An 18,720-nucleotide genomic window follows, 5' to 3' on the forward strand; every position below is an offset into this window, starting at 1 on the left:
TGCGGGGCCGCCCTCTACCCTTCGGCTTGGGAGCGCTCCCGAGGCTGCCGCGTCGAACTTTCCGGGCGAGTTCACGACGGGCACCGTCCCCTCACCACTCCACCAGATCGGACGATCCCGCATGACCTCGATCCCGCGCCCGTCCCGGCGCCTGCTCGTGGGCGGCGCCGTCGGCGCGCTCGCCCTGGCCGCGACGGCCCTGCTGCCGATGACCAACGCCGCGGCGGCCACCGGCTGCGCCGTCACCTACACCACCAGTTCCTGGCAGGGCGGCTTCACCGCCACCGTCGCCATCAAGAACCTGGGCGACCCGGTGACCAACTGGACGCTGGGCTTCAGCTTCCCCGACTCCGGCCAGCGCGTCTCGCAGGGCTGGTCGGCGACCTACCAGCAGAGCGGCAGCGCGGTCACCGCGCGCAGCCTCGACTACAACGGCGCGCTGGCCACCGGGGCGAGCACCACCATCGGCTTCAACGGCTCGTGGACCACCGCGAACCCGAACCCGACCTCGTTCACCCTCAACGGCACCACCTGCACGGGGCAGACGACGCCGACCAGCGCGCCGCCGACCACCGCTCCCCCGCCGCCCAGCTCGCCGCCGCCGAGCACCCCGCCGCCGACGACGCCCCCGCCGACCACCCCGCCGCCCACCGGCACCACCCCGGTGGCGATCAACGGCCAGCTGCGCGTCTGCGGGGTCAACCTCTGCAACCAGTACGGCCGGCCGATCCAGCTGCGCGGCATGAGCACCCACGGCCTGCAGTGGTTCGCCCAGTGCTACAACGACGCGTCGCTCGACGCGCTGGCCAAGGACTGGCAGGCCGACCTGCTGCGGATCGCCATGTACGTGCAGGAGAAGGGGTACGAGACCGACCCGTCGGGCTTCACCAACCGGGTGAACACGCTGGTGGACCAGGCCGAGGCGCGCGGCATGTACGCGTTGATCGACTTCCACACGCTGACCCCCGGTGACCCGACGTACAACCTGGACCGGGCGAAGACCTTCTTCAACGCGGTCTCGGCCCGCAACGCCGCCAAGAAGAACGTGATCTACGAGATCACCAACGAGCCCAACGGCGTCGGCTGGTCGACCATCAAGAACTACGCCGAGCAGGTCATCCCGGTGATCCGGGCCAACGACCCGGACGCGGTGGTCATCGTCGGCACCCGCGGCTGGTCCTCGCTCGGTGTCTCCGACGGCAGCAACTCCGACGAGATCGTCAACAACCCGGTGCGCGCCGACAACATCATGTACACGTTCCACTTCTACGCCGCGTCGCACAAGGACAACTACCGCAACGAGCTGAGCCGGGCCGCGAGCCGGCTGCCGCTGTTCGTCACCGAGTTCGGCACCGTCACCTACACCGGTGACGGCGCGGTCGACACGGCCAGCAGCACCGCCTGGCTGGACCTGCTGGACCGGCTGAAGATCAGCTACGCGAACTGGACGTACTCCGACGCCGGTGAGGGCAGCGCGGCGTTCAAGCCGGGCACCTGCTACGGCGGCACCTACGCGGGCACCTCGGTGCTCACCGAGTCGGGCACCTTCATGCGCAACCGCATCCGTACCCCGGACAACTTCCCGACCGCCTGAGCGCGGTTGCCGGCGGCGGCCCTCCCCAGGTGGGCCGCCGCCGGCGGCTCAGTCGCCGAGCAGCCCGGCCCGCCGCCAGAGCAGCCGGCCGGGCCCGGCCACCAGGCCCAGCTCGGTGAGGTGCCCGGCGATGCGCTGCGCGGACCAGCGCAGCGTCGCCCGCCAGTGCGGGTTCGCCCGGGCCGCCGCGCGGCCGACCGCCGGGGCGATGCCCACCGCCGCGTACGCCCGGGGGTGGACCAGCCGGCGGGTGATCGAGTACGCGGCCCGGCCGATCACGAACCGGGCGTAGCCCAGCGCCACCGGACCGGCCGCCTCGACCTGGCGGGTCAGCTCGTCGCGGGCGAAGCGCACGTGCCGGGCCTCCTCCACCACGTGGATGCGCGACACCATCCGGATCAGCGGCTGGAGCGACTCGTCGTTCATGATCTCCCGCTGGAAGCTGTCCAGGATCTCCTCGGCGATCAGGATGGCCGCGTACATCTGCGGGCCGGTCGCGGTGGCCTTGAGCCAGCGGCCGAGCAGGTGGTCGACCGGGTCGGCGCGGTAGACCGGGCAGCCGGTGGCCTCGATGAGCCGACCGAACATGATGGAGTGCCGGCACTCGTCGGCGACCTCGGTGAGCGCGTACTGGGCGTGCCGGCTGGTCGGGTCGGCGTCGTAGTAGTGCCGGATCAGCATCTGCATCAGGATCGTCTCGAACCAGATCCCGGCACCGGCCGCGCTGGCCACCTCGTGCTTGGTCAGCTCGACGCGCTGCTCATCGCTGAGCCCGTCCCAGAGAGGCGTGCCGTAGAGGCTGCTGCGCTCCGGCGGCAGCCAGTACGCCCCGGGCCGGAGCGGCGCCGACCAGTCGATGTCGACGGTGGGGTCGTAGCTGGTCCGGACCGAGGCGGTCAGCAGCCGGGTGGCGACCGCCTCGCGCGGGAAGCCGCTCTCCATGACCCCTCCCGGCATTGACGTAACTTCCGGTAACTGTTACGAGTGGTAGCATGCAGCGCACCTCCACCGATGTCAATGGACCGGATGCCGCACCGGAACCCCGGCGTTCCGGCCGGCGGGACCGCTGGGCCGGTCATCGCGAACAGCGCCGCCACGAGCTGATCTCCGCCGCCGTGCAGGCGCTGCTGCGGCACGGTCCACAGGTCGACATGGACCAGGTGGCCGCCACGGCCGGCGTCTCCAAGCCGGTGCTCTACCGCTACTTCGCCGACAAGTCCCAGCTCTGGCTGGCGGTCAGCGAAGTCGTCGCGGCCCGGGTCGTCGACGCCATCACCCCGGCGATCGAGCAGGTCCGGGAGGAGCGGGCGCTGGTCGAGGCGACCATCGACGCGTACCTCGGGATCGTCGAATCCGAACCCGCCCTCTACCGGTTCCTGCTGCACCAGGCCGGCCACCCCGGCATCCACCAGGTCGTCGCCGGCACCAGCCGGCAGGTGGCCGCCGGGCTGGCCCGCGCCATCGGCGACCGGCTACGCGCCCTCGGGCTCGACGCCGGCCCCGCCGAGCCGTGGGCGTACGGCCTGGTCGGTTTCGTGCAGGCGGTCGGCGACTGGTGGACCACGCACGGCCAGCCGATCCGCCGGGCCGCGCTCACCGACTACCTGACCACGCTGCTGTGGAGCGGTATCGAGGGGGTACGCCGCGGCGCGGACCTGCCGCCCGAGCTGACCCGCGCGCACGAGCGGACCGAGCCGTGACCTGGCACGGGCCGGCGTGGGTGGCCGGCACCGAGGTACGCCTGCACGGGACCGGGCGCTGGGAGCCGGTGGACGGCCGCTACCACTGGGCCGGGCGGATCGAGCCGGAGCCGAGGCTGGTCCGGCTGCTGCGCTCCGGCCGCCGCGAGGTGGAGCTGCGGGTCGGCGACCGGACCGTGCGGGCCCGGCTCAGCGAGGTCGACCCGTGGGGCGGGGTCCGGGTCACCGGGGTCGGCGCACCGCCCTGGCCGGTGCGGACCGACGACTGACCGTCCGGTTCCGGGTCGGCGCGCGACGGCCTCCGGCGTACGGTGGAGATCTTGTCGACCGTGAAGGGAGCCGTGCGTGACGTCGCCGACCGCCACCGTGCTGCTGGTGTTCGGGCGCGGCGTGCAGCGCGACGCCGCCGGCTACCGGCTCACCCCGGAGAGCGCCGCGCGCGTCGACGCCGCCGTCGCCTACGTGGCCGCGCACGCGGCGGCGTTCCGGCGGGCCGCCGCCGCGCGGGTGGTCTTCACCGGCGGCTGGCCGCACGGGCGGCACGAGGTGGCCTCGCCGCCGCCGGGCGCCCGGGAGGGCGAGCTGATGCTGGCCGCCGCCCGGGCCGCCGGCCTCGACCGGCACGCGGACCTGCACGCCGAGACCCGGTCCCGCACCACCCTGCAGAACCTGGTGCACACCGTCGAGGACGGCCTGCTCGCCGACCGGGAGTTCGACGCCGACCGGCCGCTCGGGCTGGTCTCGCACCCCTGGCACCTGCCCCGGGTCCGGTTCCTCGCCGGCAAGGTGCTCGGGCTGGCCGGCCCGGCGCTGCGGGACGTCCCGACCCCGGACGACACGCCGGGCGGGCCCTGGCGGCGGGAGCGGGCGCTGCGGGCCGCCGCCCGGCTCGGCTACCTCGGCGTGCGGGACCCGGCGCGGCTGTTGCGCCGGGAGCGCGGCATCGCCCGGCTCGCCGGTGGTGGCCGGCGACGGTGAGCCGGATCGGCGGTCGTGGCCGGCGGCGGTGAGCCGGATCGGCGGCCGCGGCCGGCGACGGTGAGCCGGATTGGCGGTCGTGGCCGTCGGGTAAGGACGGTCGCGACCGGCCCGACTGGCGGCGTCGGTCGCCGCCGGTGGCGCGCCCCCGCGGCAGCCACGCGCGGGAGGTTCAGTGATCGTTCTGTTTCCGGTCTACCAGCCGGGGAAGCAGTTGCTGGGACTCCTCGACGACCTGGCCGCCGTGGCCCCCGACGGGCATCCGGTGGTGGTGGACGACGGCAGCGACGACCGGGCCGAGGACGTCCTCGTGGCGGCCCGCGACCGGGGCGCCACGGTGCTGCGCCGCCGGGTCAACCGCGGCAAGGGCGTGGTGCTGAAGACCGGTTTCCGGTACGCCGCCGACGACCATCCGGGCCGGGACGTCGTCTGCGTCGACGCCGACGGGCAGCACCGGGCCGAGGACGTCGTCCGGGTCGCCGAACGGATGCGCGAGACCGGGGCGCTGACCCTCGGCGTACGCCGGTTCGACGGCGAGGTGCCGCTGCGCAGCCGGCTCGGCAACACCCTCACCGCCGACCTGTTCCGGCTCGCCACCGGCTGCCCGGTGCGCGACACCCAGACCGGGCTGCGGGCGTTCCCCGCCGGCCTGCTGGACTGGCTCGGCACCGTCCCCGGCGAGCGGTTCGAGTACGAGATGAACATGCTGCTGCACGCCGCCCGCGACGGCCACCCGATCGAGCAGGTGCCGATCCCCACCCGCTACCAGGCGGGAAACCCGTCGTCGCACTTCTCCGCGCTGGCCGACTCGGCCCGCATCTACGGGGCGCTGCTGCGGTTCGCGGTGACCCGTCCGCTGGCGGCCGGGCACCGGGCGGTCCACCCGGGACGCTGACCCACCGGCGGCGGCGGGTCGGTGACCCGCCGCCGCCCGACCGGTCACGGATAGCTGACCAGGTTCACCGGCACCGTGCTGGTGCCCTGCGCGGTCGCGCCGGTGTCGTTGATCACGTGGGTGATGGACCCGTTGCCGCCCAGCGAGACGGTGAGCAGGTCGTGGAACCGGACGCCGGGCGTCGTCGGCGCCTCGAACGCGTGGTACGCGGCGATGGTCGGGTCCACGTTGAAGTAGCAGTAGCTGCCCATCCCCCAGCCCTCGAACGCGGTGACCGGGTCGGCCACCTTGACCGCCGCGTAACCGACCCTCGACCCGTTCGTCCAGGCCGACGCGCTGGGCGGGTCGTACGGCAACTCGTTCTGGAAGAAGACCACCCGGCCGTTGTCGCCGTTCCAGATCACCTCGTGCTTCTGGTAGTGCTCGACGAAGAGGCCGAGCGCGGTGACGTTGTCGCCGTTGACGATCAGGCCGGTGTCGGCGGTGTTCACCGTCCAGCCGACGCCGGTGCCGTGGTCGGCCCGCCAGGCCCAGATGTGGTCGATCAGGGCGTCGCGCTGGTTGACCACCAGGCTGGTGGTCGCCCTACCCGCGCCGGCGCCGCCGATGCGGAAGAAGACGTCCTGGATCGAGGTGGGGTCGGCGGCGTGCCCGGCGGTCGCGCCGGTCGGTCCGACCTGGAGCAGCACCGGCGAGTTGACCGGGCCGGCGTCGAAGAGCACCCCGGCCAGCCGGACCCCGTCGACGTCGGCGACGGACATGGCGGTGACGCCGTTCTGCGGGATCAGGGTCGGGAAGCCGAGGCCGAGCACGACGGTGCCGGGCCGGGTCACGGCGATGGTCTCCGCGACCGGGTAGATCCCGGGGGTCAGCAGCAGGTGCAGCCCCTGGGCGAGCGCGGCGTTGATGGTCGCGGCGGAGTCGCCCGGGTACGCCACGTAGAACTGGCTCAGCGGGATCGAGGTGCCGGGGGTGGCGCCGCCGAGCCAGGACGCGCCGACGGCGTTGGTCCGGGTCGACGGCACGAACACCTGGTACGCGCCGGCCGCGTCCAGGTACAGGTACGGGGCGTCCCGGCTGACCGGGGTCTGCGCCAGGGTGGTGTACGGCGGGTTCGGGAAACTGGTGGCGGGTGCCCCGACGACGCCCGAGTTGGTCACGTTCCAGACCGCGTTGAGGTACCCGCCGACGTTGCTGTCCCGGGTGTACCACTGCTGCTGGGAGTACGGCTGCACCTTCCCGGTGACTCGGCTGTCGGCGATGTACCCGCCGCTGGCCCAGCCGTACCCGTTCGGGGCCAGGTTCAGGTCGCCCTGGATGTCCATCCGACGGAACGGCGCGGCCTGCGAGACCGCCCAGCGGGTGAACCCGGCGGACGGGAAGACCTGCAGGTTGGACGCCGAGCGCCAGAAGTTCTGGGTGGCGTTGCCGTTGAACCAGCCGGCGTCGACGGTGACGTCGCCGTGGATGCGCACGTCACCCGGGTTCCGCCCGAGCCCCATGATCGAGGTGTAGAAGCCGATCTGCGCGTTGATCCCGGAGTAGTCGCCGGGCTTGAACATCAGCGCGTACCGCTGGGTGCCGAACTGGTTGGACTCCTGGCTGCGGAAGACCGTGTCGAGCTGGCTCTGGATGGTGGCCGTGGACATCGACGGGTCGAAGGTGAGCACGTTCGGCCCGAGCGGTCCCCCGCCGGGGATGGTCGTGCCGCCGGAGGTGTGCACGGCGAACTCCCAGAGCGAGTAGCCGTAGGCGGTCGCCCGGACGGTGCCGTACATCCGCACGTACCGGCCGGTGCCGCTGACGCCGACGGTGTCGGTGCCGCCGTCACCGGTGGTGGTGGCGGCCACGGTGGTCCAGGCGGTGCCGTCGGTCGAGGTCTGGATCTGGTACGCCCGCGCGTAGGCGGCCTCCCAGGTCAGCACCACCCGGCACAGCGTCCGGACGCTGCCCAGGTCTACCTGGAGCCACTGCGGGTCGGCGGCGGCGCTGGACCAGCGGGTGCCCGGGTTGCCGTCGACCGCCGCGCCCGCCGGGGTGCCGGCGTTCTCGGTGGAGGAGGCGGTGGCGGGCCGGCCCTGGGCGGCGTTGGTGGCGGTGTCGCAGCCGCCGGCGCCCACGGTGCCGTAGACCTGGAACTCGAAGAGCGAGTAGCCGTAGGCGGTGGCCCGGGCGGTGCCGGACATCCGCACGTACCGGCCGGTGCCGCTGACGGTCAGGTCGTCGGTGCCGCCGTCGCCGGCGGTGGTCGACCAGACGGTGGTCCAACTGCTCCCGTCGGTCGAGGTCTGGATCTGGTACGCCCGCGCGTACGCCGCCTCCCAGACCAGGGTGACCCGGGAGACGGCGGCGGTCGCGCCGAGGTCCACCTGCAGCCACTGCGGGTCGGCGAAGGCGCTGGACCAGCGGGTGCCGGGGTCGCCGTCGGTGGCGTTGCCGGCCGGGGTGCCGGCGTTCTCGGTGGACGACGCGGTCGTCGGCCGCCCCGGCGACAGCAGCGGGTCGGCGGCGCGGGCCGGGGACGGTGGGGCGACCAGGGCGGCCGTCGCGAGCAGGACGGCCAGTGCGGCGAGCAGTCGGCGGGGCGGGCGGGGGCGGGGTGGGACCGGTGACATGGGACCTCTCCGGGGACGCGGTGCGGAGCGGACGGGTACGGGGGACGGCCGTCGCCGTCCCCCGTACCGGTGGAGAGTTCCCCGGGAAGTGGTGGGTGTCAATGGATCGAGGGGTCGCCCGACACTTTTTTCGCGCCTTGTGAAAAGTCCGGAACTAACTGCGTGAGCTGCGCGGCTCGGGCGGGGTCCGGGACAGAGCCCGGATGCCGGGTCGCACCGGACGGCCCAGCGCGGGCGGCGCCCTGCCGGGCAGGGTCACGCAGCGGCGGACGCACGACGTAGGGTCGGGCGATGCCTGCCCTACCGGAGTTCCCCGGCTCAGCCCTGATCACGGTGGCCGACCGGGTCGTCGCCGAGGTCACCGCCGCCGACTGCCCGCCGGGCACCCGCTTCCAGCTCGCCTCGGTGAGCAAGCAGTTCACCGCCACGGCCGTGCTGCTGCTGGCCCGAGGTGGCGCGCTGGCCCTCGACGACCCGCTCGGGCGCTGGTTCGGCACCAGCCCGCCCGAGTGGCGCGAGCTGACCCTGCACCAGCTGCTCACCCACACCTCGGGCATCGGGCACTGGGACGACTACCCGATGATCGACCTGGCCCGGCCGGTGGAGTGGGCGGAGCTGCTGGACACCTTCCACCGGCTGCCGCCGCTGTTCGCCCCCGGGGCCCGGTGGCACTACAGCAGCCCGGCGTACGTGCTGCTGGCCCAGGTGGCGCAGCGGGTCGCCGACCAGCCGTACGCCGACCTGCTGGCCGAGCGGGTCTTCGCACCCGCCGGGCTGGCGCAGACCTTCGCCGGTTCCGGGGCGGGCCACCCCGACCTGGCGCGCGGGCACGGTCCGGACGGGCGGCCGGTGCCGTCCTGGGAACTCGACGTGGTCGGCATGGGGGCCGGCGACGTCTGGTCCACCACCGGGGACATGCTCACCTGGCTGGGCGTGCTGCGCGACGGCCGGCTGCTGGACGAGCCGTACCGGACGCTGATGGTGACCGCCCGGGAGCCGACCGGCCTCGAACCCAAGCAGGACGGGTACGGCTACGGCTGGTTCACCGGCACGGTCGGCGGGCGGCCGTGGTTCCACCACAGTGGGATGAACGCGGGTTTCATCACCTTCGCCGGCTGCCTGCCCGGCGAGCACCGGCGCATCGTGCTGCTCAGCAACTCCGAGACGGTCTTCCCGGCGACGTTCCAGGCCCTCCTGGCGGCCGCGCTCGACTGAACACTGCCCTCACCGACCGGCCGTGCGGCGGCGCACCTCGGTGAGCATCTCGTCGACCGAGCCGGCCGGGTCGGTCACCGGGAACTGCACCGCCCGCACCACCGCCGTCGGGTCGACCAGCAGGGTCAGCCGCTTGAACCGGTCCACCCCGCCGGCCCGGAAGGTGGGCAGCAGCAGGCCGGCGGCGAGCCGGCCGTCCTCATCGGAGAGCAGCGGGTACGGCAGCCGGGCGTGCGCCACGAACGCGGCCAGCTGGTCCGGCCGCTGGGTGCTCACGCCGCGCACCTCGGCGCCGGCGGCCCGGAACAGCTCGTAACGGTCGGCGTACGTGCGGGACTCCAGGGTGCACCCGACGGCGCCGGGGATCTCCCCCCAGGCCGGCGGCAGGCCCTGGGCGCCCGGCGCGAACGCCCCGGGGAAGAGGTAGAGCACGGTCCACCGGCCGGGCGGGGCCGGCGACTCCGTCCCGCCGTCGTGCCGCGCGAGGGTCATCGCCGGTACCCGCCGGTCGACCAGGGTGTGCACCCGGCGCGCCTCGGCCGAACCGGCGGCGGCGGTGGCGGTGAGCGCGCCGTCGCCCTGCACGTGCCGGGTGCCCCAGTCCTGGAGGGCGACCAGCACCGGCAGCAGCCCCTCCCCCTTGGCGGTCAGCAGGTAGTCGTGGCGGGGTGGGTGCGCCGAGTAGGGCCGCCGGTGCAGCACACCGTGCTCGACCAGCCCGGCGAGCCGCTCGGTGAGCGCGCGCCGACTGACGCCGAGCTCCCGGTGCAGGGCGTCGAAGCGGGTGGTGCCCCCGGCGACTTCCCGGACGATCAGGACCGTCCACCAGTCGCCGAGCACGCCCAACGCCTGGGCGATGCCGCAGTCGGCGTCGCCCAGATCAGCTTTCCGCACGTCCCACCTCCCGTCCTCCGGTCCGCTCGACTATAGTGCGTTTCAAATTGGAACGCACTGGCTCGGATCGGGGGTGGGCGGCATGTCCGTCGTACAGGGAGCCGGGGTGTTCTGGCGCTGGTGGGCCGCCGGCACCACCAGCATGGTGGGGTCGGCGGTCGGCGCGGTCGCCCTGCCGCTGACCGCACTGACGGTGCTCGACGCCAGCGCCTTCGAGATGGGCCTGATCGCGGCGGCCAGCTACGTCGCCTGGCTGGTGATCGGGCTGCCCGCCGGCGTGATCGTGCACCGGCTGCCGCTGCGCGGCGCCCAGGTCGGCGCGGACCTGGCCCGGGCCGTCGCGGTGGCCTCCGTCCCGGTGGCCTGGTGGTACGACCGGTTGAGCATCGCCCAGCTGGTCGTGGTGGCGCTGGTGGTGAGCTTCGCCGACGTGCTCTTCGACGTCGCCAACGCCACCTTCCTGCCCGCCATCGTCGGCCGCGACCAGCTGCACGCCCGCAACAGCCTGACCTCCGCCACACACGCGGCCACCCAGCTCAGCGGCCCGCCGCTCGGCGGCGTCGCCGTGCAGGCGCTGGGCGCGGTGCCGGCGGTCCTCTTCGACGCGGTCAGCTACCTGGTCTCGGCCGCGCTGCTGTGGTCGCTGCCGGCCCGCCGGGTCGACGCCCCCGACCGGTGGCCACCGGTCCGCGCGATGATCGCCGAGGGCTGGCGGTACGTCACCCGCCACCCGGTGATGGGGCCGGCCATGTGGACAGCCACCGCGGTCAACTTCGTCTGCGGCGCGCAGCTCGCCGTCTACCCGCTCTACCTGGTGCGGGAGCTGCACTCCCCGGCCGCCCTGGTCGGCGTGCTGCTCGCTGTCGAAGGGGTCGGCTCACTGGTCGGGGCCACGTTCACGCCGTGGATCACCGGCCGCTGGGGCACCGCGAGGTCGCTGGTGGTCGCCTGCCTCGTCGCCGCCGGGGGCGCGTTCCTGGTCCCGGTGGGCACCGGCTGGTCGGCGTACCTCGCCTTCGCCGCCGGCAACGTGCTCTTCGCCGGCGGGGTGGTGGTGCTGAGCGTGACCACCCGCACCTACCGGCAGACCGCCAGCCCGCCGGCGCTGCTCTCCCGGGTGATGGCCACCGTCCGCTTCGTCTCCTGGGGGGCGATCCCGGTGGGCGGGCTGGTGGCGGGCGCGCTCGCCGGTCCCGCCGGCGCACGGGTCACCCTGTTCGCCTTCGCCGCGGCGTCGGTGCTGGCGCCACTCGCGCTGCTGCTCTCCCCGGTCCGGCGGCTGCGGGACCTGACCGACCTCGCCGTCGACGAACCCGGGGACCGCCCGAGCACCGTGCCGGTCGGCTGACGGTCAGCCCGGCAGCACCGCCGCCGCGACCGGACGGACCCGGTCCGGGTGGGTGAGCACGTCGACGTTGTCGAGGTACTGGTCGACGGCCCCGACCGGCGGGCGCTCGCGCAGCCCGGGGTCGGTGATCGCGGCCCGCAGCACGGTGACGAACCGGTCGGCGCGCAGCACCCGGAACGGCCGGTCGTGGAACGGTCGGACGCCCGGGTCGACCCGGGCGGCCAGCCCCGCGTCGTTGGTCCAGGTCGCCACGGCCTCCAGCGCCCGGACCAGTCCGGCCTCCCGGGCCGGCCAGTCACCCGGCCCGAGCGCCGTGCGCAACGCCGCCACCACCGGGGCCGCCACCGGCAGCGTGGCGAACACGGTGCCGAGCCACTTGGCGTACGGTGGCCAGCGCCGGTGCAGCAGCAGGCCGAGCCGCATCAGGTCCCGGGCCAGCCCGGCGGCGACCACCTGACTGCCCAGTTCGTCACCGACCTCGGCGCACCGGCCGGCCAGGTGCTCGGCGTGGCCGACGCGCTGCCACCCGGCGGCCAGCACGTACCGCCAGACGTCGTCCGGATACCACCGCAGGTGTTCCCGGACGGCGGTGAGCGCACCGTCGAGCCCGTCGTGGAAGACCGCCCCGCCGGTCAGCTCCGCCAGCCGCTGCGTCGGCACCGACAGCCAGTCGGTCACCCCCAGCCCGGCGCGCGGGTCGAACCCCAGCCGTCCGTGCAGCCAGCCGCCCAGCTCGTCGACGCTCACCCCGTGCCGGTCGCCGTCGGCCCGGGCCACCCCGAGTCGGGCCTCCGGGCCGCCCAGGAAGCGGGTGGGCCAGCCGAGGAACCGCGCCGGCAGCCCGGCGGCCAGCACCGCCCGTACCGGGGCGACCTCGGCCGGGTCGGCGACGAAGAGCTGGGCGCGCGGACCCCAGTCGTGGTCGGTGGAGCGCGCCGTGTCCAGGCCGAGCAGCTCCGACCCGCCGTCGAGCAGGCCGGCGGCGTAGCGCAGGCCGGGCAGGCGCGCGGCGAGCAACGGCCCGACCATCTCGTCGTGGAAGCGGCGGGCCAGGGTCAACCCGGGTACGAAGGTCACCCGCCCAGTCTGCGGACGTCGGCCCGTGGCGTCGCCGCATTTCCCGCCGTCCGCCACCCACCCCCCGACGGTCAGGACGGCGGGCGCGGCCGGTCGGCCGGCTCGCCGCGCAGCCCGTGCCGATCCAGCCAGGCGGCGAGGGCGGCGGCGATCTCCGCCGGCCGGTCCTCGGTGGCGTGGTGCCCGGCCGGGCCGCAGGCCACCGTCTCCAGCGCCGCGATGTGGGCGGCGCACCACTCGGCCAGCTCGGGAGTGATCAGCAGGGTCGGTGAGCCCTCGAAGGTCAGCAGCAGCTTCGGCACCTCGGCGCTGCCGGCCAGCCACTCGTCGTACGCCTCGACCCGGGCGACCAGCTCGGCGGGGTCGCCGCCGAGCGGCAGCTGGCGCGCCCAGGCGAGCAGCGGCCGCCGGCTCTGCGGGGTCGGGTACGGGGCGAGGTAGGCGGCCAGCTCCGCCTCGGCGAGCGGGGTCAGCACCCCACCGGTGAACGCCTGCCGGATCAGCAGGTCCTGCTCGAGGACCAGCCGCTCCCCGGCCCCCGGGGTGCGGATCGCCTCGGCGCGGGCGCGCGCCTGCGGGGAGAGGTCGGCCCATGCCATCGGCTTGACGATGGTCTCCAGGAAGGCGATCCCGCGGACCCGGTCGGGGTGCCGGGCGGCCCAGTCGAAGGCCAGCGCGCCACCCCAGTCGTGACCCACCAGGACGACCTGCCCCAGGTCGAGCGCGTCGAACCAGGCATCCAGGTAGCGGGCATGGTCGGCGAAGCGGTAGTCGACGGCGGGCCGGCCGGAGCGGCCCATGCCGATCAGGTCGGGCGCGAGCAGCCGCCCGGGGCCCACGCCGGGAAGCACCGACCGCCAGGTGTGGGAGGAACTGGGGTTGCCGTGCAGGAAGACGACGGCGGGGCCGCTGCCGGACTCCTCGTGGTGGATGGTCGTGTCGAGCACGCGCGTGTCGGGCATGTGCGTCCTTCGTCAGTCGGAGGGGCCGAGCGGGACGTCGAGCAGCGCGCTCAGCTCGGCGGTGAACGCGGCGGTGCGCGGGTCACCCCGACCGCCGAGCGGCGCGAGGAGCTGGTCCAGCAGGCGCTGGACCGTGTCGATGGCGGGCCGGACCACCTGCTGGCCGCGCTCGGTGAGGGCGAGGCGGACCACCCGGGTGTCCTCCGGGTCGCGGGTCCGGGCGACGAGCCCGTCGGTCTCCAGCGCCCGGGCCAGCTTGGACACGTAGAGCGCCTCCAGGCCGGTGTGGTCGGCCAGCTCCCGCTGGCTGGGGTGTCGCCCGGTCCGCCCGAGGGCGTGCAGCGAGGAGAGCAGCACGTACTGGGCGTGGGTCAGGCCGATCGGGGCCAGGGCCCGGTCGACGGCCACCCGCCACCGCATCGCCAGCCGCCAGACCAGATGGCCGGGGCTCGGTGTTCCACTCATGCCAGAAACCGTACATGGCCATTATGTACATGGCTAGCATCTGGCCGGGCCTCCCCCATTCCGTCCGGGGCCTGTGCCAGGCTGTCGGGGTGCCCCAGCCATCCCCGATCCTGCTGATCGACTCGCCCAGCCTCTACTTCCGCGCCTACTTCGGCATCCCCGAGTCGGCGGCGCGGACGGACGACGGCCAGCCGGTCAACGCCGTCCGCGGCTTCCTCGACATGCTCGCCCAACTGGTGCGCACCCGCCGGCCCGACCGGATGGTGTGCGCGCTCGACTACGACTGGCGGCCGGCGTGGCGGGTCGACCTGCTCCCCTCGTACAAGGCGCACCGGGTGGCGCCGGAGGGCGGCGAGGAGGTGCCGGACACCCTCTCCCCGCAGGTCCCGATGATCCTGGAGGTGCTCGACGCGCTCGGCATCACCGCGGTCGGCGCGACCGGTTACGAGGCCGACGACGTGCTCGGCACCCTCTCGGTGACCCAGCCCGGGCCGGTCGAGGTGGTCTCCGGCGACCGGGACCTGTTCCAACTCGTCGACGACGTACGCCAGGTGCGGCTGCTCTACGTCGGGCGCGGCGTGGCCAAGCTGGACGACTGCGACGACGCCGCGGTCCGCGCCCGCTACGGTGTGCCCGCCGACCGCTACGCGGACTTCGCGGCGCTGCGCGGCGACCCGTCCGACGGGCTGCCCGGCGTGCCCGGGGTGGGCGAGAAGACCGCCGCCCGGCTCATCGAGCGCTACGACGGGCTGCCCGGCATCCTCGCCGCGCTCGACGACCCGGGCTCCGGCTTCGCCCCCGGTCTGCGGGCCAAGCTGACCGGGGCCCGCGACTACCTGGCGGTCGCGCCGAAGGTGGTGCGGGTCGCCACCGACGTGCCGCTGCCCGCACTGACCACCGCACTGCCGAGCGCGCCGGCCGACCCGGAGCGGTTGCTGGAGCTGGCCCAGCGGTGGAACCTGGCCGGCTCCTGCCGCCGGCTGGTCGACGCGCTCGCCGGCGGCTCCTGACCAGCGGCCGCGGGCGCCGGGCGGTCAGCGGGCGGGACCGCCGGACGGGGCGGTCAGCGGGGCGGGGTGGACCGGCGGGACGGGAACGGCGTGCCGGGCTGGCCGAGCGTGCTCCGGGCGCGCAGACCCACCGGGTCCGGCGCCGGCTCCGGGGTGACCGCCCCGACCGGTTCGGTGTCCCGGCGCGCGTCCAGGTACGCCGTACCCGCCCGGTCGTCGTCGGTCGGCGCGGCCAGCAGCGCGTAGACCAGCCCGACCACGCCGAAGACCACCGCCAGCACGATCGGCACCAGCAGACCGCTCACCTCGGCGCCGGTCACCTCGCCGGTCCGCTCGTGCGGATGCACCGACAGGGCGCTCATGCCGGTGAAGTGCATGCCGTTGACCGCGATGCCCATGACCAGCGCGGAGGCGGCGATCGCCAGTCCCCGCCGGACGGTCATCGCCAGCCAGAGCGCCACGGTGGCCGCCACCACGGCGATCAGCACCGAGAGCGCCACCCGGAGGCGGTCGTAGGAGAGGCTGCCGTCGAGTCGCATCGCGGCCATCCCGGTGTAGTGCATGGCCGCCACCCCGGCGCCGGTGAACACGCCCCCGGCCAGCAGCCGGGGCGCGGCGAGCCGGCCGGTGCCGACGATCGCCAGCCCGATGCCCACGGCCACCACCGCGATCACCGTGCTGGCGGCGGTCAGCGGCACGTCGTAGCGGATCCGGGTGCCGGCGACGGCGAAGCCGAGCATCGCCATGAAGTGCATGGCCCAGATGGCCGTGCCGCCGATCGCCCAGGCGGCGAGCAGCCCCCACCAGGCCCGCGCACCGGGGGTCTGGGCGGTCCGGATCCGGCCGGCGCAGACCAGGCCGAGGGCCGAGCCGAGCACGGACAGCGTGTAGCTGAGCGCGGGTGTGATCCACCCGTACTCGAAGTGATTGATCTCCGCCACCGCGGCCATTCCCCCCATGCGTCACCGGCGCGCGACCCGCGCCCCACCCATGATCGGGCAGGCCACGGCCGGGTGTGACAGCGCCCCCCGGGGATGTCGGGGGGTGCCGTCACAGTGACCCAGCGATGCGTCGATTGCCGTCCGGCAACTACGGACAGTGAGGTCAGGCCGCGGCGTGGTAGGCCAGCACGCCCCGGTTGACGGCCGCGATCGCCTGCCGTGCGGTGGCCCGCAGCTCGGTCGACGCGCCGCCGGAGTCGGCGAGCTGACCCAGCAGGTCGACCACCTGCCGGGCCCAGCGGACGAAGTCGCCGGCCGGCATCTCGCCGTCGATCTGGTGACCGCTGGCGAGCACCTTCGCGAGCGCCTCGCCCCGGGCCCAGCGGTAGACCGGCCAGGCGAAACCGAGGTCGGGCTCGCGGGTGACCGTCAGGCCCCGGGCGGCCTCGTCGGCCTCGATGTCGCCCCACAGCTTCAACGTCTGCTCGACCGCCTCGGAGACCGGGCCGCGCGGCAGGCCGGCCCGCTCGTCGACGTCCCGGCGGGCCTCGAACACCACCACCGACACGGCGGCGGCCAGTTCGGCCGGCGAGAGACCGTCCCACACCCGGCGGCGCAGGCACTCGGCGACCAGCAGGTCGGCCTCGGTCCAGATCCGGCCGAGCATCCGGCCGGCGTCGGTGACCCCGCCGTCGGCGGAGAGGTAGCCGCGGGTGGTCAGCAGCGCCACGATCCGGTCGAAGGTACGGGCAAGCGAACCGGTCCGGCCGGCCACCCGCTCGCGCAGCTCCTCGGTGTCGCGCTCCAGGCGCCGGCGGCGCTCCGCCCAGCGGGCGTGCTCCTCCCGCTCCGGGCAGGCGTGGCAGGGGTGCCGGCGCAGCTCACCGCGGAGCTGGGTGAGCCGGTGGTCCTCGCCGACGGGCTGCCGGGACCGGCCGCCGCGCCGACCGCCGTGCCGGTCCAGCCCGGTGCCGCTGACCTCGGCGGCGAGATCCCGCCGGGCGGCCGGGGAACGGTGGTTGAAGTGCTTCGGCACCCGGATCCGGGCCAGCACCTCGGCCGGGGTGGTGAAGTCGCCGGGGCTGACCCGGCCGGCCCACCGGTCCTGGGTGAGCACCAGCGGCCGGGGCTCGCCGAAGCCGCCGGTGGCCGGATCGAGGACCACCGCCAGGCCGGCCCGCCGGCCGGAGGGGACCCGGATGACGTCGCCGACCCGCAGCCGCTCCAGGGAGGCGACGGCCGCCGCCTTGCGCTGGGTCTGCCCCTGCCGGGCAATGGCGCGCTCCCGGTCGGCGATGGCCACCCGCAGCGCGAAGTACTCGTCGAAGTCGCCCTGGTGGCAGGCCGCCTCGACGCCGTACGCCTCGATGGTCTCGGTGTTGCGCTGCACCTGCCGGGCCAGGCCGACCACCGACCGGTCCGCCTGGAACTGCGCGAACGACGACTCCAGCAGCGCCCGGGCCGGCTCCGCGCCGACGGTGCCGACCAGGTTGACCGCCATGTTGTACGACGGCCGGAAGCTGGACCGCAGCGGATAGGTGCGGGTGGAGGCGAGGCCGGCCACGTGCCGGGGGTCGGTCTCGGGTGACCAGACCACCACCGCGTGCCCCTCGACGTCGATGCCCCGCCGCCCGGCCCGGCCGGTGAGCTGCGTGTACTCCCCCGGGGTGAGGTCGACGTGGGCCTCGCCGTTGTACTTGACCAGCCGCTCCAGCACCACGCACCGGGCCGGCATGTTGATGCCCAGGGCGAGGGTCTCGGTCGCGAAGACCGCCTTGACCAGCCCTCGGACGAAGAGCTCCTCGACGACCTCCTTGAACACCGGCAGCATGCCGGCGTGGTGGGCGGCGAGCCCACGCTCCAGGCCGTCGAGCCACTCCCAGTAGCCGAGCACGCTGAGGTCCTCGCCGGGGATGGCGGTGACCCGCGACTCGACCACCTGACGGATCTCGGCGCGCTCCTCGGGCGACGTCAGACGCAGCCCGGCGGCGAGGCACTGCTGCACGGCGGCGGCGCAGCCGGCCCGGCTGAAGATGAACAGGATCGCCGGCAGCAGGCCCTCGCGGTCGAGCCGGTCGACGATGTCGGGGCGCATCGGCCCGCGCCAGCGGGGGCCGCGGCGGCCGCCACCGGGGCCGGCGCTGCGGCCCTCGCCCAGTTCCAGCCGGCGGACCGTGTCCCGGGTGTAGCGCAGCAGCTCCGGATGGACGTCGTGCTTGCGCGCCGCGTCGGCGTCGTGGAACAGGTCGAACATCCGCTTGCCGACCAGCATGTGCTGCCAGAGCGGCACCGGCCGGTGCTCGCTGACCACCACGGCCGTCTCACCGCGCACGGTGACCAGCCAGTCGGCGAACTCCTCGGCGTTGGAGACGGTGGCCGAAAGGGAGACCAGGGTGACCGAGGCGGGCAGGTGGATGATCACCTCTTCCCACACCCCGCCGCGGAACCGGTCGGCCAGGTAGTGGACCTCGTCCATCACCACGTACGCCAGGCCCTCCAGGGTGGCCGAGCCGGCGTAGAGCATGTTGCGCAGCACCTCGGTGGTCATCACCACCACGGGCGCGTCGCCGTTGATGGCGTTGTCGCCGGTCAGCAGCCCGACCTGCTCGACGCCGTAGCGGTCCACCAGGTCGTGGTACTTCTGGTTGGACAGCGCCTTGATCGGCGTGGTGTAGAAGCACTTGCGCCGGGTGGTCGCGGCGGCGCCCCCGTCGGCGGCCGCCGGCGCTCCCGGCCCGCCCCGCAGGGCGAGGTGCACGGCGAACTCGCCGACCACCGTCTTGCCGGCGCCGGTCGGGGCGCAGACCAGCACCCCGCTGCCACGCTCCAGGGCCTCGCACGCCTCCCGCTGGAAGTCGTCGAGGTCGAACCCCAGATCGCGGGCGAATTCGTGCAGGGCCGGGAAGGCGGACGCCTCGGCGGCCCGACGGCGCGCCGCGGCGTACCGCTCGGCGGGGCTCGACATGTGGTCAAGATTAATCGGTACCACCGACGACCACCCGCCAAGGCCATCCGGCAGGACGGTC

At 74.5% G+C, this 18,720-nt stretch carries 16 protein-coding genes; 8 read left to right on the top strand and 8 right to left on the bottom strand.

All coding sequences use genetic code 11. The features are described 5' to 3' along the window. Nucleotides 1–121: 121 nt before the first annotated feature. A complete protein-coding gene (locus tag GA0070611_RS08775; protein ID WP_091660599.1) occupies nt 122–1,594 on the top strand; it encodes a cellulase family glycosylhydrolase in 1,473 nt (490 codons plus the stop codon). Nucleotides 1,595–1,642: 48 nt separating this feature from the next. On the opposite strand, the gene GA0070611_RS08780 is transcribed toward GA0070611_RS08775, so the two are convergent. Further along, nucleotides 1,643–2,536 (bottom strand): AurF N-oxygenase family protein, encoded by an 894-nt coding sequence (locus GA0070611_RS08780; protein WP_091660602.1) that lies wholly within the window; start codon nt 2,534–2,536, stop codon nt 1,643–1,645. 50 nt (nt 2,537–2,586) lie between these two features. On the opposite strand from GA0070611_RS08780, the gene GA0070611_RS08785 reads away from it, so the two are divergent. From GA0070611_RS08785 to GA0070611_RS08800, 4 genes are all read left to right on the top strand, one after another. After that, the gene (locus tag GA0070611_RS08785; RefSeq protein WP_091660606.1) at nt 2,587–3,294 is read left to right on the top strand and encodes a TetR family transcriptional regulator; all 708 of its coding nucleotides are present in this window, start codon (nt 2,587–2,589) and stop codon (nt 3,292–3,294) included. Further along, complete coding sequence (locus GA0070611_RS08790) at nt 3,291–3,563, top strand: DUF4873 domain-containing protein (protein ID WP_091660610.1); 273 nt, start codon at nt 3,291–3,293, stop codon at nt 3,561–3,563. The genes GA0070611_RS08785 and GA0070611_RS08790 overlap by 4 nt, the downstream gene beginning before the upstream one ends. A 76-nt stretch (nt 3,564–3,639) precedes the next feature. Next, nucleotides 3,640–4,272, top strand: a complete 633-nt coding sequence (locus GA0070611_RS08795) for an ElyC/SanA/YdcF family protein (protein WP_091660612.1) — start codon at nt 3,640–3,642, stop codon at nt 4,270–4,272. Between the two features lie 175 nt (nt 4,273–4,447). Beyond that, complete coding sequence (locus tag GA0070611_RS08800; protein ID WP_091660615.1) at nt 4,448–5,167, top strand: glycosyltransferase family 2 protein; 720 nt, start codon at nt 4,448–4,450, stop codon at nt 5,165–5,167. 44 nt (nt 5,168–5,211) lie between these two features. Here GA0070611_RS08800 and GA0070611_RS08805 read toward each other — a convergent pair whose 3' ends face one another. Continuing rightward, a complete protein-coding gene (locus tag GA0070611_RS08805; protein ID WP_091660618.1) occupies nt 5,212–7,782 on the bottom strand; it encodes a discoidin domain-containing protein in 2,571 nt (856 codons plus the stop codon). A 291-nt stretch (nt 7,783–8,073) separates the two neighbouring features. Here GA0070611_RS08805 and GA0070611_RS08810 point away from each other — a divergent pair, with 291 nt between their 5' ends. Next, a complete protein-coding gene (locus tag GA0070611_RS08810) occupies nt 8,074–8,997 on the top strand; it encodes a serine hydrolase domain-containing protein (RefSeq protein WP_091660622.1) in 924 nt (307 codons plus the stop codon). A 9-nt stretch (nt 8,998–9,006) separates the two neighbouring features. Here GA0070611_RS08810 and GA0070611_RS08815 read toward each other — a convergent pair whose 3' ends face one another. Further along, nucleotides 9,007–9,891 carry a winged helix-turn-helix transcriptional regulator gene (locus tag GA0070611_RS08815; protein WP_091660625.1) on the bottom strand — a complete coding sequence of 295 codons (885 nt, stop codon included), beginning with the start codon at nt 9,889–9,891 and terminating at the stop codon, nt 9,007–9,009. Nucleotides 9,892–9,973: 82 nt separating this feature from the next. On the opposite strand from GA0070611_RS08815, the gene GA0070611_RS08820 reads away from it, so the two are divergent. Then, complete coding sequence (locus GA0070611_RS08820; protein WP_091672675.1) at nt 9,974–11,239, top strand: MFS transporter; 1,266 nt, start codon at nt 9,974–9,976, stop codon at nt 11,237–11,239. A gap of 3 nt (nt 11,240–11,242) precedes the next feature. On the opposite strand, the gene GA0070611_RS08825 is transcribed toward GA0070611_RS08820, so the two are convergent. The 3 genes from GA0070611_RS08825 to GA0070611_RS08835 all read right to left on the bottom strand — a co-directional run bounded on the left by GA0070611_RS08825 (nt 11,243) and on the right by GA0070611_RS08835 (nt 13,743). After that, nucleotides 11,243–12,316 carry a DUF4037 domain-containing protein gene (locus GA0070611_RS08825; protein ID WP_091660628.1) on the bottom strand — a complete coding sequence of 358 codons (1,074 nt, stop codon included), beginning with the start codon at nt 12,314–12,316 and terminating at the stop codon, nt 11,243–11,245. A gap of 71 nt (nt 12,317–12,387) precedes the next feature. Further along, nucleotides 12,388–13,278, bottom strand: a complete 891-nt coding sequence (locus GA0070611_RS08830) for a haloalkane dehalogenase (RefSeq protein WP_091660631.1) — start codon at nt 13,276–13,278, stop codon at nt 12,388–12,390. Nucleotides 13,279–13,290: 12 nt separating this feature from the next. Beyond that, nucleotides 13,291–13,743 carry a MarR family winged helix-turn-helix transcriptional regulator gene (locus GA0070611_RS08835; RefSeq protein ID WP_091660636.1) on the bottom strand — a complete coding sequence of 151 codons (453 nt, stop codon included), beginning with the start codon at nt 13,741–13,743 and terminating at the stop codon, nt 13,291–13,293. An 89-nt stretch (nt 13,744–13,832) separates the two neighbouring features. Here GA0070611_RS08835 and GA0070611_RS08840 point away from each other — a divergent pair, with 89 nt between their 5' ends. Then, entirely contained in the window at nt 13,833–14,753 is a 921-nt protein-coding gene (locus GA0070611_RS08840; RefSeq protein ID WP_157740267.1) for a 5'-3' exonuclease, read from the top strand. Between the two features lie 53 nt (nt 14,754–14,806). On the opposite strand, the gene GA0070611_RS08845 is transcribed toward GA0070611_RS08840, so the two are convergent. Both GA0070611_RS08845 and GA0070611_RS08850 read right to left on the bottom strand, forming a co-directional pair. Further along, nucleotides 14,807–15,694 (bottom strand): MHYT domain-containing protein, encoded by an 888-nt coding sequence (locus tag GA0070611_RS08845; protein WP_091672680.1) that lies wholly within the window; start codon nt 15,692–15,694, stop codon nt 14,807–14,809. Between the two features lie 163 nt (nt 15,695–15,857). Continuing rightward, a complete protein-coding gene (locus GA0070611_RS08850) occupies nt 15,858–18,659 on the bottom strand; it encodes a DEAD/DEAH box helicase (protein ID WP_091660640.1) in 2,802 nt (933 codons plus the stop codon). Nucleotides 18,660–18,720 lie beyond the last annotated feature (61 nt).

The sequence above is a fragment of the Micromonospora auratinigra genome (assembly GCF_900089595.1).
Classification (GTDB): Bacteria; Actinomycetota; Actinomycetes; order Mycobacteriales; family Micromonosporaceae; genus Micromonospora; species Micromonospora auratinigra.

Excerpts from the sequence above, each read along its gene's own strand:
- GA0070611_RS08805 (WP_091660618.1), bottom strand. The coding sequence starts at position 7,782 with ATGTCACCGGTCCCACCCCGCCCCCGCCCGCCCCGCCGACTGCTCGCC.
- GA0070611_RS08830 (WP_091660631.1), bottom strand. The coding sequence starts at position 13,278 with ATGCCCGACACGCGCGTGCTCGACACGACCATCCACCACGAGGAGTCC.
- GA0070611_RS08785 (WP_091660606.1), top strand. The coding sequence starts at position 2,587 with ATGCAGCGCACCTCCACCGATGTCAATGGACCGGATGCCGCACCGGAA.
- GA0070611_RS08775 (WP_091660599.1), top strand. The coding sequence starts at position 122 with ATGACCTCGATCCCGCGCCCGTCCCGGCGCCTGCTCGTGGGCGGCGCC.
- GA0070611_RS08810 (WP_091660622.1), top strand. The coding sequence starts at position 8,074 with ATGCCTGCCCTACCGGAGTTCCCCGGCTCAGCCCTGATCACGGTGGCC.
- GA0070611_RS08780 (WP_091660602.1), bottom strand. The coding sequence starts at position 2,536 with ATGGAGAGCGGCTTCCCGCGCGAGGCGGTCGCCACCCGGCTGCTGACC.
- GA0070611_RS08850 (WP_091660640.1), bottom strand. The coding sequence starts at position 18,659 with ATGTCGAGCCCCGCCGAGCGGTACGCCGCGGCGCGCCGTCGGGCCGCC.
- GA0070611_RS08835 (WP_091660636.1), bottom strand. The coding sequence starts at position 13,743 with ATGAGTGGAACACCGAGCCCCGGCCATCTGGTCTGGCGGCTGGCGATG.
- GA0070611_RS08820 (WP_091672675.1), top strand. The coding sequence starts at position 9,974 with ATGTCCGTCGTACAGGGAGCCGGGGTGTTCTGGCGCTGGTGGGCCGCC.